Genomic DNA, 16889 nt, shown 5'->3' with positions numbered 1-16889 from the left:
ACCCATGAGCGATGTCGCCGCCGTACTCTTCGACATGGACGGCACCCTGGTCGACTCCGACGCCGCGGTCGAGAACGCGTGGCGGCGTTGGGCCGCGCTGCACCGGCTGCCGGCCGAGCAGGTGTTACGCGTGGCGCACGGCAGGTGGGCCAGCGTCACGATCCGCGAGCTGCTGCCGGAGCTGGACGAGGAGACGGTCGCTGCGCAGGCACGCGAGCTCAACGGCTGGGAAGCGGACGAGGTGGCGAGCACGACGGCCGCGCCAGGCGCGCACGAGTTGTTGGCAGCGCTGGACATCCCATGGGCCATCGTCACCGGTGCCGACAACGGACTCGCGGCGGCACGGCTGCAGGCCGCCGGCATCGCGCCGAAGCTGTTGGTCACGGCTGATGACGTACGCGCCGGAAAGCCAGACCCGGAAGGATTCCTGCTGGCCGCGCGGCGGCTCGGCGTCGACCCGCGAAAATGCCTGGTGGTCGAGGACGCGTTGCCGGGCATCGAAGCCGGCCGCCGAGCCGGCGCGACGGTCGCCGCGCTGCGCGGCTATCAGGCCGACATCAGCATCGGCGACCTCCGCGACCTGATCTCCCATCTCAGGCCGGGCTCGTAGTCACCGCCAACCTTGCAAAAACCTTGCGAGCTGTCCGCTTCCGGTCGAGCGGTCACCGAGATCCTGCCGTGAACGGTGCCGTGAACCTTGCAGTTTTCCAATGGCGCAACCAGGTCCGGTGTCGCTGGCACGTTTTCGGGATAGGCGGATCGTGGCGCGTCGGTAATGTCGACGGCGCCGATTCACGACTGCCTTTGGAAAACTCATGGACGTATATGGCAATCCCAATGAGGTGCACCTGGCCGGACAACACGCCACCAGCGCGGCCGACGCCGCGCAGAGCGTACGCGGTGGTTTCGCTCAGGCGGCGAGCCGCGCCGAAGCGGCCGCCGTGGAGGGCCGGCTTCCGGCGGCCTACGGAAAGTTCCACGACGAGAACCTCGACCGGCTGAACAAGGTGTTGACGCTGGCCGGCAATGCCGGCCTCAACATCCAGACCGGTGCCGCCGCACTTGTCGCCACCGATCAGCAGGCATCGGCCGGCTTCAGCCAGGCCCACTCGATCATGCCACCGATCAACGGCCCTCGCCGGGCCTCCTGAGCACCATCCACATCGTCAACGAGGAATTCACAGATCATGGTTGTCCAACCCAGTATTCCGGACACGGCCGCGGACCCTTTCGAGCTTTGGGGTACGGCGTCCGCCTTCGCGCAGACCGCCGGAGCCGTCGTCGGACACGGCAACGACGTCGACACGGCAATCACCTCCGCCGCCGCCAACTTCTCCGACTTCGTCGCTCCTGGCCTGAAAAAGCTGGCCGCCGACAACCTCGCGGCCTTCCAGAGCGTGTTCGCGCGGCTGAGCCTGGCGCACGACGTCACCTATTCGTGGGGGACCGAGGTCCAGCGGTTCAAGGACCTGCAGCAAGGACTGTGGTCGGAGTGGTATGCACAGGCCGGCCACGGATTCGGCGTGCCGTCGCCCCATCTGACCGGGGCGGCCGAGCAGGACAGGAAGGCCAACGCGGCGTACGACCGCAACCTGGCCTCGGCGCAGGCCTCCGTCGCGGCCGACATCAGCCGGCGCGCGGCCAAGAACCATGACGATCTGGTCGCCGCCGCCAACGGTTTCGCCGGCATCCTCGGTCGTGATCCGTCCGACGCCGACCTGCGACAGCTGGCGGCACTCGGTGGGCTGTCGTGGGCCACCTACATCGGATACAACAAGTTCGGTGACCCCGCGGTGCCGCCACCGCTGGGCCGCGGCGACGCCGAGCAGGCCGCGGCGATCATCAGGCGTGGGCCTTCCGACCCCGGCTACGCACAGGCGATCCGGCTGGTCAACGCGGTGAACGCGAACGCGGCGTGGGCTCTGAAGAACAACAAACACATCGCCGGCGGCGACCTGGATTTCCTGCACACGCTGTGGGAGGGACTCGGACCAAACCTGGCGGCGCTGTCCGGCCTCCCCAAGCACGACCAGGCCGTGCTCGGAGCCAGCCTGCTCAATCTCAGCAACGAAAAACTCACCGCCGACCCGGAGACGGCCGGCGACCCGGTCACCCATGGCGGATTCGACCAGCTTCCGCCGGAGATCCGCTCGCTGGTCACCGGTCCGGCGGTCACCGCGGTCGACTGGTCCTCGGACACCGACAGCAGCTACAGCAGCGGCACGTACTACCAGATCAACCGCTGGCCGGAATTCAAAGGCCTGGCCGACATTCTCGGTGCGACCGATCCCTCGGTCGAGGGTGGCCGGGTCTTTTCCTACCACCTGATCAATCGCACGACCGAAATCGTCACGGCGCTCAACGAGCACGGCGACGACGTTCACGGATTCCTCGACGGCGACGACGGCGTGGTCGACCTGCAGAATATCCTCGGTGCCGCCACGCGCAACCACCAGGCCGACTACGACATTATCGCCGCTCCAAACGCCGACCAGACACTTCGGTCTCTCACTACGCTGGACTGGAAGGACGACGGCAGGGCCGCCGCCGGTCTGGTCGACTGGATCGGGACGGACAGCGAAAAGGCCAACCAGGAACACCGCGCGGATCCGCTCGCCGATGCCGCCGCGGCTCGCCTGATCGAAATCTCCACCGCCGGCGACATCAACGACCCCAACAGTGCCGTTCGTACGATTTTCAACGGCACGAAGACAAACCCGGCTTTCGCCGCTGCGTTCGGCCACGTCGCCGAGACGCATCTGGCGGCATTCTCCGACCCGGCTCCGGACGGCGAGGTGACGACGGCCGACCACGGCCTGTCGATCGCCGCGAACGACCGGCTCCGCTTCCTTGGATTCGTGGCGACGGACAAGAACGCCCTCGACCATTACGGCTACACGGTCGGCCAGTACGAGAAGGGACTGAGCGACGCGGCGGCCCGTGGTGACATCAGTGAGGGCCAGTACAACTATCGACGCAACATCCTCAACAACGGCTATCTCGGTGCCATTCAGGAAGCTCATGACGCCAAGCTGCTCACCGACGAACAGGCCTACCAGGAACGCGATTCACAGTCCAAGGCCATTTCCGTCGGCATCAAGGCCGCCAACAGCGTCGTACAGTTCATCCCCGGTGTCGGTCCGATCCTGGCCAGTGGCACCGACATCACCTCCGACCAACTTCAGGACGCGGTCAAAGGCGAGAACCCGGCCGACCATTACGAGGCCGAGAAGGATCCGCCTATCCCGCGCGACCAAGGCGGCGCCGTCTACACGCGGGTCGAGGAATACGTCAACTCCGGGCTCAAGGTCGACCCCGCGCATCCGACCGCGAACTCGGTGGATCCGGCGCTGCTGCCGCCGGACCTGATCGAGCGCGGTCCGGACGGGACCTACCACGTGAAGGACCACCTGTCGTCCGCGGACCGCGCCAGACTCCTCGACGCGTACGCCAAACTCCCCAACAACGGCCGTCCGGACGCACCTCGACTCGACTACGACCCTCCGGCGCCGCCGAACAAATAACGCTTCAGAAACGATATTCGAGCAACCGCAGAGAGCGGCTCAGCGCGCGGATCCGCTTGAAGAGGAACAGGGCGAGCACCGATCGATGTGCCAGGTCGGGGTCGTCGCCGAGAAACCACTCGTCGGCAAACCGTATGCCTGGCACCAGTTCCTCCAGCTCGTGCGGATCGTCGATGCCCCAGCCGAAAGACGTGCCGGCCTGCTTCAGCGGCGGACTGTATCTGGACACCTTGACGACCCATTTCGCACACGCGTCAAACAACAACACCCCGCTGCGGAAGCGGCGGGTGGCAGCGGCGAACAGGCCGACGACGACCTCTTCGGTGAGATATTGCGTCAGGCCTTCGGCGAGTACGAGCACCGGCTGGTCGTCCGGCACCTCCCGGAGAAAGTCGTGGTCGGCGACCGACGAGCCGATCAGCCGGTAGTTTCCGGACGGTTCCGGGTAAAGTTTGCGTCGCAGGTCGGCGACCTCCGGATAGTCGACGTCGAACCAGCGCGACGACGCCGGCCGGTCGATCCGCAGCGCGCGGCTGTCCAGGCCGCAGGCCAGGTGCAGCACCGTGCCGTCCGGATGGTCGCGCAGGAACTCGATCGTACGCCGGTCGAGCTCGCGCGCGCGGATGATCGTGCCGATGTCGTCACCGGTGCCGAGCCGGATCCGGTCCTGGTCCACGTCGAGTTTTTGCAGGACGTCCAGGGCGGTCCGGTCGCCGAGCAGCGGATGGTCGCTGACCGCGTCGAGCGCACGGGCGTACAAGGTCAGCAGCAACGTCGACTTCTCGCCGGTCAGCGCGACCTTTTCCAGCTGTGACAACGGCGGCCGGGTGAATCGGTAATGCAGCACGCGGCTCATCTTCCGGATGAACGGCACGCTGACCGCGGCCCGCGTCGCCGCGGACAGCTTCTCGACATCCAGCTGGTGGAAGATGTTGGGCGCGTCCACGAAGGTGAAACCGGGGATGGCCAGCTCCAGCTCGCGCGGATCGTCGATGCCCCAACCCATGTCGGCGCCGGCCTGTCGTACGGCCGGCTGCAGCTTGCGCAGCTTGACCGCGGTGCGGGTCCAGGCGTCGAAAACCGCCTCACCGGCCGGAAAACGCGCGGCGATCGCGGTGAACAACGCGATGCCCGCCTTTTCCTCCAGATACGGCACCAGTCCTTCGGCGACCACCACGACCGGCCGGTCGGCCGGCACTTTCTCCAGCCACGCGAGGTCTGTGACCGACGACGCGACCAGGTGATAATCGACGTCCGGATCCGGATAGACCTGCTTGCGCAGATCGACGACCTCCGGAAAGTCGACGTCGAACCAGGTCGTGCCGGCCGGTACGTCGATGCGGAAAACCCGACTGTCCAGGCCGCATCCCAGATGCAGCACGCTCGCGCCCGGATGTGCGGCGAGCAGCTCGGTGGTGAGCTCGTCGAACAGCTTGGCGCGGATCGCGATGCTGTGCGGGTCGTCGTGGCGCAGCTTGATGGTCCGGAAGTTGAAGTCGAGCTTGCGGACCGCGGCCAGTGCCATCGGGTCGACGATGATCGGATCGGGAAAGGTGGTCTCGATGGCGCGGCCGTACAACGTGGCGAGCATCGTCGCCTTCTCCCCGGTCAGCCGCACTTTCTCGGTAGCCATACCCGGGAAACTACTCCGCGACGCCTCGTTGCTGTCACCTTGGAGCCTGGAGCCTGCTAGGACAGCAACGAGGCGTTGCGGCGAAACCGGAGCTACGGAGTGTTGTTGGCCAGGGCGAGCAGGCGGTCGGCGCTGCCGTTGAAGGTGTCCCGGTCGACGGCGCCGCTGATGCCGCTGACCGAGCCGGAGTCGGTGTATTGCCACATGGTGTAGTACGGGAAGCCGCGCGGCATGGTCGGTGAGGACCCGCCCCAGCTGGCCACGTCCAGCGGCGTCAGCGCGGAGAAGGCGCTGCTGCCACCGGTGCAGCTGTTCCACCAGCCGGCCGAGGTGTAGATGACCACGTCCCGGGTCGTACGCGACTTGTAGGTGTTGTAGAAGTCCTTGATCCAGGCCACCATCTGCGACTGCGTCTTGCCGGCGCAGCCGCCTTCCAGGTCCAGCATTCCCGGCAGCGTACGGTTGTCGCGGCTCCACGCGCCCCCGTTGCTGGCGAAGTAGTTCGCCTGCGTGGCGCCACTGGAGGCGCCAGGCTGCGCATAGTGGTACGCGCCGCGGATCATGCCGGCGTAATAGGCGTTGGTGTAGTTGGAGCTGAAGTACGGATCCTTGTACGTCGTGCCCTCGGTGGCCTTGATGTAGGCCCATTTGATCCCGGCGTTGTGCACGGACGTCCAGTTGATCGAGCCCTGCCAGTTGGACACGTCGACGCCGGGGATGCCGGCGACGGCCGGCGACACGGTGGTGAAGGACGGTGGCGGACCGGCCATGCCCTCGTGGCCGGGCCCTGGCCGCTCGGCCGCGGAGGCCGGCTGCGCCGCGGTGAACAGCAGCGCGAGTCCGGCCGCCAGCACGCCGCATCGGGCGAAAGTTCCCTTCATTTTCCCTCCCTCTCTCGGAAATCCCCGCCGGGGAAACTACCTGCGGAAATAACCGGCAACCAGACCTTTCGGTCTCAGGTTGATGAGGAAATGCAACGTGATAAAGGATAAAAGGGAAACAACTACCGCTTGACCCGGTCGGCGCGCGACTCCAGATACCGCCGCTCGGCGAGGCTCGCGGTCGCCTTCGCGGCGAGCCGGTAGTGGTCGTACGCACCCGTCGCGTCGCCGGCTTTCTCCAGCAGATGCGCGCGTACGGACAACAACCGGTGATGGCCGGCCATCCGCTCGTCATCGTCCAATGTGGACAGCAAGGCCAGTCCGGCGTCCGGCCCCTTCAGCTCGGCGAGAGCGACCGCCCGGTTCAACGTCACCATCGGGTTGGGTGCGATCCGTTCCAGGATCAGGTAAAGCGCGTGCACCTGCGACCAGTTGGTCTCCGCGGCGGTGGGGGCGTCCGCGTGCGTGGCGGCGATGGCGGCCTGCAGCTGGTACGGCCCGAGCGCCGGTCCGGCCAGCGACGCCGAGACCAGCTTGGTGCCTTCCTCGATCAGCGCGCGGTCCCACCTCGTACGGTCCTGCTCGTCCAGCGGTACGAGGTCGCCGGTGGCGGTCGTCCGCGCCTCGCGGCGAGCGTCGGTCAGCAGCATCAGCGCCAACAGGCCGGCGACCTCGGAATCGTCCGGCAGCTGCTGGTGCACCATCCTGGCCAGCCGGATCGCCTCGCGCGCCAGGTCGGCGCGGTGCAGCTCGGCGCCGGAGGAGGCCGTGTAACCCTCGTTGAAGATCAGGTAGAGCACGTGCAGGACGACCCGCAGCCGCTCCTCACGTTCCTCGCCGGCGGGCAGCCCGAACGTACTGCCGGCGGCCTTGATCTTTTGCTTGGCGCGGCTGATCCGCGCGGCCATGGTGGCCTCCGGCACCAGGAACGCGCGCGCGATCTCGGCCGTTGTCAGGCCGCCGACCGCGCGCAGCGTCAGCGCCGTCTGCGACGCGCCGGTCAGCGTCGGATGGCAGCACATGAACAGCAGGACGAGCGTGTCGTCGGTGTCCGGCACGTCCTCGGGCGCGACCTCCGTCGCGACCGAGGTCTCGCGCTCGCGCCGGGCGTGCTCGCTGCGCATCTGGTCGATCAGCCGCCGCGACGCGACCGTCACCAGCCAGCCGCGCGGATTGGCCGGCAGGCCGTCGGCCGGCCACTGCACGGACGCGGCCAGCACGGCCTCCTGTACGGCGTCCTCGCACTCCTCGAACTGCCCGTGCCGGCGCACCAACGCGCCGAGGACCTGCGGCGTGAGCTCACGCAGCAGGTCCTCGATGGCGTGCTCTGTCATGCCTCCAATAGTCCGTCAGAGAACATGACCTGCCGCACCTCGACCCCCAGGCCCTCGACCGCGGTGTCCGGGATCTTCGCGGCCAGCTCGATCGCCCGCTCCTTGCTCTCCACGTCCACCAGGTAGAAGCCGCCGAGATATTCCTTCGCCTCCAGGAAAGGACCGTCGGTGACGACCGGCTGGCCGTTGCGTACGCGGACGACCGCCGCCTGCGACGGGTCGACCAGCGCCTGCGTGACGATCAGCTCGCCGGAGGCCTTGATCTCCTCGATGAACGCGCCGTGGCCGGCGCCGATGGCGTCCATCTCCTCCTTGGTGAGCGCGTCCAGGACGGCCGGGTTGATGTGCATGCTGATGATGAACTTCATCTCGTACTCCTCGTGCCACGCCGGCCCCGGTTGGGCTCGGTTCGACCGTTGGTCGGAGCCGCCGTGGTGGTCTTGACATCCGCCGGTAGGAAACTTTGGCACGAGTTTTCGGCGCTCGCCCGACCCGGACCGGGAAGTCGTCAGTTCTGGTGACGCCCTCGGGCCTACGACGCGGGAGATTGACTGGCGTGACCGCTCATTCCACCGAACCGGCGGTTCGCCCATAGAGCGGCATCCGAGCGTGGCGTCACGCTCGGATGCCGGCGAGCATGATCGCCAGCAGCCGCTCGGCCGAGCTGGGGTCGGCCTCGGAGGCCAGCGCGATGCCGTGCAGCAGCCGCAGGATGTCGCCCGGCCGTACGTCGGCGCGGATGACGCCGTCCTGCCTGGCCCGGTCGACGATCGCCGAGACTGCCTCGGTCATCAGCTTCTTGCAGTACGCGAAGGTCTCCGCGCCCTGGTCCATCGCGCGCAGCGCGAGCCCCAGCCCGCGCTTGTGCTCCACGAACCGCAGCTGCAGGCGCAGCCACTCCTCCAGCGCCTCGAACGGCGGCCGCGTCTCCAGCAGCTCGTACGCGCGCTCGCTCATCGCGGTCATCTCGCTGCGGAACACCGCCTCGATGAGTGCCTCGCGGGTCGGAAAGTGCCGATAGAGCGTGCCGGCGCCGACCTTCGCGCGCTTGGTGATGTCGTCGAGCGGCACGTCGACGCCGTGCTCGGTGAACGCGGCGCGCGCGACCTCCACGATGTGTTCGTAGTTGCGGCGTGCGTCGGCTCGCATCGGACCTCTCCCCGTTGAAATGGAGAATATCTCCGGTTAGCCTTGCGTATCTGGAGACGTTCTCCATATGCTACCCGAGAAGGAAGCGGAGAAACTCTCCATTTAAGGGGATCGTCTGTGGTCACAACCGTCGCGGCGCCGGTCGTACGGCGTCCGAGCCTGGCACTCGCGGTGCTGGTGAGCTGCCAGTTGATGCTGATCGTCGACGCGACCGTGATGAACGTCGCGCTGCCGCACATCCAGGCCGAGCTGCACTTCACGCCGGCCGGTCTGTCCTGGGTCCTGAACGCGTACACGCTGGTCTTCGGCTGTCTGCTGCTGCTCGGCGGCCGGTCCGGCGACGTGTTCGGCCGGCGCGGGGTCTTCGTCACCGGCGTCGCGCTCTTCACGCTCGCGTCGCTGGCCGGTGGCCTCGCCACCAGCGCGACCGTGCTGATCGTGGCGCGGATCGTGCAGGGCCTCGCCGCCGCGATGGCCGGTCCCAGCACGCTCGCGTTGATCACCACGACCTTCAGCGAGCCGAAGGCACGCGTACGCGCGTTGGCGACGCTGTCGATGATCGCGAGCGCGGGCCTGGCCGTCGGCATGATCGTCGGTGGCGTACTCACCGAGTGGTTCAGCTGGCGCGCCGTGCTGTTCATCAACGTGCCGGTCGGCCTGGCGATCGCCGTGCTGGCGCTGCGGTTCGTACCGGTGGTGCCGCGCGGTGGCCACGCACGGTTGGACTTCCCTGGAGCGTTGCTCGCCACCGCCGGCGTCGGCGCGCTGGTCTACGGCTGCATCGAGGTCGCGTCCGGTGGCTGGGCCGCGGCCGCGCCGGTTCTGCTGCTCGGCGTCGTCCTGATCTGCGCGTTCGTCGCGTTGGAAGCGCGGCTGCGCCAGCCGTTGCTGCCGCTGCGGCTGTTCGCCGACCGCGACCGCGCGGCCGCGTACGCGAGCGTCTTCTTCGGCGCGATGGGGATGATCTCGATGTTCTTCTTCCTGACCCAGTTCCTGCAGGACGTGCTGCGGCTCAGTCCGCTGGTCACCGGCCTGGCGTTCCTGCCGATGGCGGCCGGCATGTTCACCATGGCGCGGCTGGTGCCGCGGTTGCTGCCGCGCTTCGGTCCCAAGCCGATGGCGCTGACCGGCCTCACCCTGATGGCCGCCGGCGTACTGTGGCTGACGCAGCTGTCCGCCGGCAGCGGTTATCTGACCGGCCTGCTCGGACCGCTGCTGCTGATGGGGATCGGCGGCGGTACGGCGTTTCCGCCGATGAACGTGGTCGTCATGACCACCGCGCCAGCCGCCGACGCCGGTGCCGCCGGCGGCACCATCCAGACCATGCAGCAGGTCGGCGGCACGCTCGGTCTCGCGGTGGCGGTCACCGTCGCCGGCACCGCCGGCACGTTCGTCGGCGGCATGGGCCGCGCCTTCGCGGTGGCCGCCGGAGCGGTCGCGGTGGCCTTCGTGATGGCGGTTACTTTCCGGTCAACCAAGCCAAAGGGGGCCCGTACGGCGGGCTGAGCCGGCGTGGCAGGATCACTCGCGCCGTTGCCGCCATCAGGAGGTTTGCATGACTGCCGTTCAGGACCCGGAGACCACCGAGACCGCTGTCGTCCGCACGTACGAGGCGATGAGCATCGACGAGGCGCTCGAGCTGGTACGCGCCGCCGAGCGGCTCGGCTTCGGGGTGATCCTGCGCAACGCCGAGCGCGCCGAGGAGGAGGACACGTACTCGGTCGAGTGGACCGTCGAGGTCTTCGACGAGATCCCCGCCGCCGAGTAGGTCGCATGGCCACCATACGTGCGTCCAACGCACGCATGGTGGCCATGCGTGCACTACAGCGGGTTGGCCTCGCCGAGGGGGGTGATGGTGAAGCCACCGCCGATGACCTCGTTCTCCGGATGCGCGGCGGTGTCGCTGGCCAGGATCTCCGCGGCGAAGACCTCCGAGTCGTCCTGCGACTTGTAACCGAGCGCCTCGGCCTCGGCCAGCGACACATAGCCGCGGGTGTTGCGCGAGACGCCCCAGACCAGCCGATATCCCGGCGACGGTGCGGAAAGACACGCCTCCAGCAGCCGGCCGCAGTCGTCCGGCGACAGCCACAGCGCCAGCCCGCGTACGCCCATCGGCTTGGGAAAGCACATGCCGATACGCACGCAGATCACGTCCATGCCGAACCGGTGCGCGTACAACGCGCCGAGCGCCTCGATCGCCGCCTTGCTCACGCCGTAGTACGTGTCCGGCTGCGGCGCCAGGTCCGCCGCCACATTGTCGGTGACGGGGTGGTAGCCGACCGCGTGGTTGCTGGAGGCCAGGATGACGCGCCGCACGCCGGCCTCGCGCGCCGCCTCAAGCAGCACCTGCGTGCCGTTGACGTTGACGTCCAACGTGTCCGCCCACGGCGCCTCGCGGCTCAGGCCACCGAGGTGGATGATCGCGTCGACGCCGTCGCACGCGGCGCGTACGGCCGACGGGTCGGTCACCGAGCCGGTCAGCAGCTCGACCGGCTCGCCGTCCTCGGCCGGCGCCACCGTCGCGATGTCGAAAAGCCGCAGCTCACGGCCGTCCCGCCGGAGCCGTGACCGGATCAGCCGGCCGATGCCGCCGGCCGCACCGGTGATGAGTACGCGCAAGGCTGGTGTCCTCTCTGTTGTCAACGGATGCCGGCACGCTGCAGCTGGTTGCCGAGCTCGGACGCGGCGGCCACCAGCAGCTCGCCGACGCCGGCCGCGTCGGCGTCGGACACCGACGACGGCATCGAGCAGGACAGCGCGTCGGTCGCCGGGATCCGGTATTTCACCGCGGCGCCGACACAACGCACCCCGAGCGTCCCCTCCTCGATCTCGGAGGCATAGCCGCTCTGGCGTACGTGCGCGAGCTGCTCGAGCAGCGCCTGCCGCGAGGTGATCGTGTTGGTGGTCATCGCCGGCAGCGACTCGGGTACGAGCCGCGCGACCTCCTCGTCGGTCAGCTCGGCCAGCAATGCCTTGCCCAGCGCCGTCGCGTACGCCGGCAGGGTGCGGCCGACGCGAGAGATCAGGTGGATCGACCGGCGCGACTCGCGTGTCTCCAGATAGACGACCTCGGTCTCGTTGCGCCGCGCGTAGTGCGCCGTGAAGCCGGTCTGCTCGCGCAGCTTCTCCAGCACCTCGGTCGCGTACGGCACGGCCGGGTCGCGGTCCAGATACGCGGTGCCGCAGATCAGCGCACGCACGCCGAGCCGGTATTTCGCGCCGGTCGCGTCGGTCTCGATCCACTGCGCGGCGGCGAGCGTACGCAGCAGGCCGTGCAGGCTCGAGCGGGGGATCTGCGACAACACGTGCAGCTCGGCCAGCGACATCCACTCCGGACTGGACGCGAAGGCCTCCAGCAGGTCGGTCGTACGCCGCGCGGACTTGACGCCGCCGCGATCTTCGGACACTTGCTGTACGACTTGATCTGACATGGCAGTCCGCACCCCTTGCGTTGACATCGCGCTAGCGGCAGTCTAACTTGCGAAACGATTCTGTTATATGAACCGTTGCCATGTTAGCGTACAGGTTCACAAATATGAACATCACGCTCGGGAAGCCGATCTGGAAAGCGAGTCTCATGCCTTTACGTGGCCTCCTGTCGTTTCCGCTGACCGCCTTCGACGCGCGACTGGAGCTGGACCTCGACGCTTTCGCCGACCACCTGGAGGCGCAGATCGCGGCCGGTCCCGGCGCGGTGTTCGTCGCATGTGGCACCGGTGAGTTCGGCTCGCTGTCGCTCGACGAGCTGTCCGCGGTCGCGCGGCGCGCGGTCGACGTGGCGGCCGGGCGGCTGCCGGTGTGGCTCGGTGCCGGCGGTGGGGCGGCTGGTGCGCGTGCGTGCGTACGCGTCGCGGCTGAGCGCGGCGCCGACGGCGTCCTGCTGATGCCGCCCTATCTGGTGACCGGTCCGCCAGCCGGCACGCTCGACTACGTCCGTTACGCGACCGCCGACGCGGCGGTGCCGACGGTCGTCTATCACCGCGGCACGGCCGTTTTCACGCCATCAGCCGCCGTCGAGCTGCTCGACGTGCCGTCCGTGGTCGGCCTCAAGGACGGTTACGGCGATGTCGAGTTGATGTCGAAGATCGTCACGACCGTACGCACGAGTGGTCACGATCGCGCGGCTGGTTTTGGCTTTCTCAATGGGCTTCCGACCGCCGAGATGTCCGCGCGCGCATATCGCGCGATCGGTGTCGAGCTCTATTCGTCGGCGGTGCACAGCTTCGCGCCGACGATCGCGCACGCCTTCCGCGACGCGCTGCTCGCCGACCAAACGTCCACTGTGGACAGACTGCTCGCCGAGTTCTATCTGCCGTTGGTGGCGTTGCGCGACACCACACCGGGTTTTGCGGTGGCTCTGGTGAAAGCCGCGGCCGTGTTGCGTGGCAGCAAGGTCGGCGGCGTACGCCCACCGCTGGTCGACCCGACGCCGGCGCAGGTCGACCAGTTGGCCGTGCTGCTGGAGAAGGGGTTGGCGCTCGTCTGATGAGGATCCGCGATGTCATCATCACGCCGGTCGCTTTCGCCGATCCGCCACTGTTGAACGTGACCGGCGTACACGAGCCGTACGCGCTGCGCAGCGTGCTCCAGCTGGTCTGCGACGACGGGCTGGTCGGCCTCGGCGAGTCCTACGGTGACGAGGATTTGCTCGCGCTGGCGCGGAAAGTCGCCGAGCGGCTGGTCGGCGTGGAGATCTTCGACCTGCCGGCGGTGCGGCGGATCGCGACCGAGGTGGTCGGTGGCGGCATCTACGCTGACCGGCACGGCCTGACCGGCGGTGTGTCGGCGAGCAAGACGCTGCAGACGGTCTTCTCTTTCTTCGAGGTCGCGATGCTCGACGCGCAGGGTCGCTTTCTCGGCGTGCCGGTCGTCGATCTGCTCGGCGGAAAAGTCCGCGACCGCGTCGAGTTTTCCGCCTACCTGTTCTACAAATATGCCGCGCACCAGGGCTTGCGGCCAGACGAGTGGGGTGCGATCGACACACCGGAGACGGTCGTTGGCTCCGCGCGCAGGATGATCGACGAGTACGGTTTTTCGTCCATCAAACTCAAAGGTGGTGTGTTCGCGCCGGCAGAGGAGGTCGCCGCCATCCACGCGTTGCGCGATGCTTTTCCGGGTTTGCCCTTGCGGATCGACCCAAACGGTGCGTGGACACCGGCGACCGGCCAGTGGGTCGCCAAGGAGCTCGACGGAGTCCTGGAATACCTGGAGGACCCGACGCCGGGCATCGACGGAATGGCGCGGGTGGCCGCGTACGCTTCGATGCCGCTGGCGACGAATATGTGTGTGGTCGAGTTCGCGCACATTCCACCCGCGGTCGCCGCGAAAGCCGTCGGCGTCATCCTGTCCGACCATCATTTCTGGGGTGGCCTGCGGCTCAGTGGCTCGCTGGCGACGCTGTGCGAGACCTTCGGCATGGGACTTTCCATGCATTCCAACAGTCATCTGGGCATCAGCCTGGCCGCGATGGTGCACCTGGCCGGCGCGACCGGCCACCTGACCTACGCGTGCGACACGCACTGGCCGTGGAAGACCGAGGACGTGATCGTGCCGGGCGTGCTCTCCTTTGAAGGCGGAGCCGTCGCGGTGCCGGACAAACCCGGCCTCGGTGTCGAGCTCGACCACGACGCGTTGGCGCGGCTGCACGAAAACTACCTGTCGTGCGGCCTGAAAAGGCGTGACGACGCGACGTACATGCGCCGCTATGTGCCGGACTTCCAGCCGAACATCGCGCGGTGGTAGGCATGCGTACGACCGGATACGCCTACAGCTGGGACGTCACGGACGATCCCGGGTTTTCCAGCAGAGTGGCCGATCTCGGCGTCGACCGGGTGGCGGTCGCGGCCGCGTACCACAGCGCTCGCGCCGGCACGCCATGGCAGCGCGACCGGACGGCGGTCGCGGCGCGTACGTCGGCGATCTACCGGCCGGTGCGCGAAAAGGTGTGGCGCAACCGGCGGTTGCGGCCGGCGGCGGCGACCTGGACCGGCCAGGAAGACAGTGCCGGAGCGGCGATCCGTGCGCTCTCCGGTGTGACAGTGGACGCGTGGATCGTCCTCACGCACAACTCGCAGCTCGGCGAAAGCATCCCGGATTTCGCTGTCACCAACTGTTTCGGCGAGACGTATCCCTGGGGTTTGTGTCCGTCCCGCCCGGAAGTGGTGGATTACGCCGCCACACTTGCCGTCGAATGTGTCGATGGCCTGGAGCTGGCCGGCGTGATCCTGGAGGCATGTGGCCAGCTCGGCGCGGTTCACCAGTCCAGGCACGAAAAGACCGACGCGATCTGGTCGCCGGCAGCGGCTCGGCTGATGTCGATCTGTTGCTGCGCCGGGTGTGCCGCGGCCTGGCAGGACGAGGGGCGCGATCCGGCGGCCGTACGCGCCGAGATCCGCGACGAGGTGCTGCGGCTGGTCGCGCTCGGCGATGTCACCGTCACCACCGACCGGCTTTGCGTTCAGCTCAGCGAAATGGTGCTGCGTAAACGGCAGAAGCACGTGGACGAGCTGCGACAGGCGGTCGTCGACGCGCTGCCCAGTGGCCTGCGTCTCACTCTGCACGCCGATCCGGATCCGTGGACGACCGGCGCTTTGGTCGGTTTGACGCCGGACACAGCCAAAGACGTGGACGCGGTGGTCGTGCCGGCCTGGCAGCCGGGCGAGCGCGCGCTGGACGCCGTGCGAGCGGCCGACCGGGCCGTGACGGAGAATGGCGTGGTTGGCGCGTACGTCACCGCGGTGGCGGCCGCGCGCGTGCCGGACATCGCGTCCTATGTGGACTCGCTCGGCGATGCCGGTGCCGGCGAGTTGCACCTGTATCACCTGGGTCTTGCCGGACCGGCGCGATGGGACGACGTGCGTGCGGCGGTCACCGCGGCGAAACGGCGCGGAAGCACGACCGCGAAGGTGGAGAAATGAGCGACACGACCGCTGACGAGCTTGAGGTCGTCATGGCCGCCGCGGCCGAGGCGGCCGCGCCGATCGCCGCGGCCACCCCGAAAGAACGCGCGTCCTGGCTGGTCGCCGCCGCCGACGCACTGGACGCGGCGGCCGGCGAGCTGGTCCCACTGGCCGCCGAGGAAACACACCTGCCGGCCGCGCCACGGCTGGCCGGTGAGCTGAAGCGCACGACCTTCCAGCTGCGGCTTTTCGCCGGTGTGCTGGACGAAGGCGGCTTTCTGGCCGTCACCATCGACCACGCCGACCCGGACTGGGGGATGGGTCCGCGGCCGGACATTCGTCGCGTACTGACGCCGATCGGTCCGGTGCTCGTCTTCGGTGCGAGCAACTTTCCGTTCGCTTTCAGCGTCGCCGGCGGCGACACCGCCTCGGCGCTGGCTGCCGGTTGCCCGGTCGTCCACAAAGGACATCCAGGCCATCCGCGCCTGGCCGCGCGTACGGCCGAGATCGTCGCGACCGCGCTGGTCGGTGCCGGCGCGCCGGCCGGCATTTTCGGCTTTGTCACTGGTGTCGACGCCGGCGTGCAGGCGTTGCGCGACGAGCGGATCACCGCCGCCGCGTTCACCGGTTCGCTGACCGCAGGCCGCGCGTTGTTCGACATCGCCAACTCGCGACCCACGCCGATCCCGTTCTATGGCGAGCTCGGCAGCATGAACCCGGTGGTCGTCACGCCGGAAGCCGTTGCGCGGCGCGGAAAGGACATCGCCGCCGGCTATGTCGGATCGTTCACGCTCGGCGCCGGCCAGTTCTGCACCAAGCCGGGACTGCTCTTCCTGCCGGCCGGCCACGGACTGGAGTCCACGCTGGTCGCCGCGGTCGAAGGAGTCAGCGCGCAACCGCTGCTCAACGACAAGATCGCCAGCGGTTTCGGCTCTGGCGTTGAGAAACTTCGCGAGGCGGCTGAGGTTTTGTACGCCGCACCGGACGCCGAGTCCGGCTCTTACGGACCGACGCTGGTCGCCACCGACGCCGCGACCTTCCTCGCCTCGGAAAGCGTACTGGACAAGGAGTGTTTCGGTCCGGCCTCGGTCGTCGTGTCCTATGCGGACAGTGCCGAACTGTTGCGCGTGCTGGAGACCCTGGAGCCGAGCCTGACCGCGACCATCCAGGGTGAGGCCGACGAAGGCGACTTCGTACGACCGGTTTTGGACGTGCTGCAGGCAAAAGCCGGCCGCGTGCTGTGGAACGGCTGGCCGACCGGTGTGACGGTGACCTGGGCTCAGCAGCACGGCGGTCCATATCCAGCCACCACGGCGCCGACCACCACGTCGGTGGGGACCGCGGCGATCGAGCGTTTCCTGCGTCCGGTCGCATACCAGGACGTGCCGGAGCAGTTCCTGCCGCCGGCCGTACGCGACGACAACCCGTGGCGGATTCCGCAGCGCGTGGACGGAAAGTTGTAGCCGGTT

16 protein-coding genes are annotated in these 16889 nt (G+C 68.1%); 9 read left to right on the top strand and 7 right to left on the bottom strand.

Annotated features, from left to right (window positions below; all coding sequences use genetic code 11):
- The first annotated feature begins 4 nt into the window (after positions 1-4).
- The 3 genes from GNX95_RS34140 to GNX95_RS34130 all read left to right on the top strand — a co-directional run bounded on the left by GNX95_RS34140 (position 5) and on the right by GNX95_RS34130 (position 3524).
- Positions 5-610, top strand: a complete 606-nt coding sequence (locus GNX95_RS34140) for an HAD-IA family hydrolase (RefSeq protein WP_163511761.1) — start codon at positions 5-7, stop codon at positions 608-610.
- A gap of 205 nt (positions 611-815) precedes the next feature.
- Complete coding sequence (locus GNX95_RS34135) at positions 816-1151, top strand: hypothetical protein (RefSeq protein WP_163511760.1); 336 nt, start codon at positions 816-818, stop codon at positions 1149-1151.
- Positions 1152-1187: 36 nt separating this feature from the next.
- On the top strand, positions 1188-3524 hold the full coding sequence (locus tag GNX95_RS34130; RefSeq protein ID WP_163511759.1) for a TPR repeat domain-containing protein: 2337 nt from the start codon (positions 1188-1190) through the stop codon (positions 3522-3524).
- Positions 3525-3528: 4 nt separating this feature from the next.
- On the opposite strand, the gene GNX95_RS34125 is transcribed toward GNX95_RS34130, so the two are convergent.
- The 5 genes from GNX95_RS34125 to GNX95_RS34105 all read right to left on the bottom strand — a co-directional run bounded on the left by GNX95_RS34125 (position 3529) and on the right by GNX95_RS34105 (position 8521).
- A complete protein-coding gene (locus GNX95_RS34125; RefSeq protein WP_163511758.1) occupies positions 3529-5157 on the bottom strand; it encodes a class I SAM-dependent methyltransferase in 1629 nt (542 codons plus the stop codon).
- A gap of 92 nt (positions 5158-5249) precedes the next feature.
- Positions 5250-6038 carry a GH25 family lysozyme gene (locus GNX95_RS34120; protein WP_163511757.1) on the bottom strand — a complete coding sequence of 263 codons (789 nt, stop codon included), beginning with the start codon at positions 6036-6038 and terminating at the stop codon, positions 5250-5252.
- Positions 6039-6160: 122 nt separating this feature from the next.
- Positions 6161-7372 (bottom strand): RNA polymerase sigma factor, encoded by a 1212-nt coding sequence (locus tag GNX95_RS34115; RefSeq protein ID WP_163511756.1) that lies wholly within the window; start codon positions 7370-7372, stop codon positions 6161-6163.
- Positions 7369-7740, bottom strand: coding sequence for a YciI family protein (locus GNX95_RS34110; RefSeq protein WP_163511755.1), 372 nt, complete (start codon positions 7738-7740; stop codon positions 7369-7371). Before GNX95_RS34110 ends, GNX95_RS34115 begins: the two co-directional genes overlap by 4 nt.
- A 247-nt stretch (positions 7741-7987) precedes the next feature.
- Positions 7988-8521, bottom strand: a complete 534-nt coding sequence (locus GNX95_RS34105; protein ID WP_163511754.1) for a TetR/AcrR family transcriptional regulator — start codon at positions 8519-8521, stop codon at positions 7988-7990.
- Between the two features lie 117 nt (positions 8522-8638).
- On the opposite strand from GNX95_RS34105, the gene GNX95_RS34100 reads away from it, so the two are divergent.
- A complete protein-coding gene (locus tag GNX95_RS34100) occupies positions 8639-10027 on the top strand; it encodes an MFS transporter (RefSeq protein ID WP_246281846.1) in 1389 nt (462 codons plus the stop codon).
- A 49-nt stretch (positions 10028-10076) separates the two neighbouring features.
- Positions 10077-10289: a hypothetical protein gene (locus GNX95_RS34095; protein WP_163511753.1), complete on the top strand. Its 213-nt coding sequence runs from the start codon at positions 10077-10079 to the stop codon at positions 10287-10289.
- 53 nt (positions 10290-10342) lie between these two features.
- Here GNX95_RS34095 and GNX95_RS34090 read toward each other — a convergent pair whose 3' ends face one another.
- Both GNX95_RS34090 and GNX95_RS34085 read right to left on the bottom strand, forming a co-directional pair.
- Positions 10343-11140: an NAD-dependent epimerase/dehydratase family protein gene (locus tag GNX95_RS34090; protein ID WP_222854121.1), complete on the bottom strand. Its 798-nt coding sequence runs from the start codon at positions 11138-11140 to the stop codon at positions 10343-10345.
- A gap of 20 nt (positions 11141-11160) precedes the next feature.
- A complete protein-coding gene (locus GNX95_RS34085; protein WP_163511751.1) occupies positions 11161-11952 on the bottom strand; it encodes an IclR family transcriptional regulator in 792 nt (263 codons plus the stop codon).
- A 104-nt stretch (positions 11953-12056) separates the two neighbouring features.
- Between GNX95_RS34085 and GNX95_RS34080 the strand changes: the two genes are divergently transcribed.
- Genes GNX95_RS34080 through GNX95_RS34065 form a run of 4 tightly spaced genes read left to right on the top strand, consistent with a single transcriptional unit; the run spans position 12057 to position 16883 of the window.
- On the top strand, positions 12057-13007 hold the full coding sequence (locus GNX95_RS34080) for a 5-dehydro-4-deoxyglucarate dehydratase (RefSeq protein WP_163511750.1): 951 nt from the start codon (positions 12057-12059) through the stop codon (positions 13005-13007).
- Positions 13007-14263, top strand: a complete 1257-nt coding sequence (locus tag GNX95_RS34075) for a glucarate dehydratase family protein (RefSeq protein WP_163511749.1) — start codon at positions 13007-13009, stop codon at positions 14261-14263. Before GNX95_RS34080 ends, GNX95_RS34075 begins: the two co-directional genes overlap by 1 nt.
- Positions 14264-14265: 2 nt before the next feature.
- Positions 14266-15438 (top strand): hypothetical protein, encoded by a 1173-nt coding sequence (locus GNX95_RS34070; protein WP_163511748.1) that lies wholly within the window; start codon positions 14266-14268, stop codon positions 15436-15438.
- Positions 15435-16883 (top strand): aldehyde dehydrogenase (NADP(+)), encoded by a 1449-nt coding sequence (locus tag GNX95_RS34065; RefSeq protein WP_163511747.1) that lies wholly within the window; start codon positions 15435-15437, stop codon positions 16881-16883. The genes GNX95_RS34070 and GNX95_RS34065 overlap by 4 nt, the downstream gene beginning before the upstream one ends.
- The last annotated feature ends 6 nt before the right edge of the window (positions 16884-16889 follow it).

This window comes from Fodinicola acaciae (genome assembly GCF_010993745.1).
GTDB lineage: Bacteria > Actinomycetota > Actinomycetes > Mycobacteriales > HKI-0501 > Fodinicola > Fodinicola acaciae.
The sequence above is the reverse complement of the archived record's forward strand: the minus strand, read 5'-3'. Positions and strand labels throughout refer to the sequence as shown.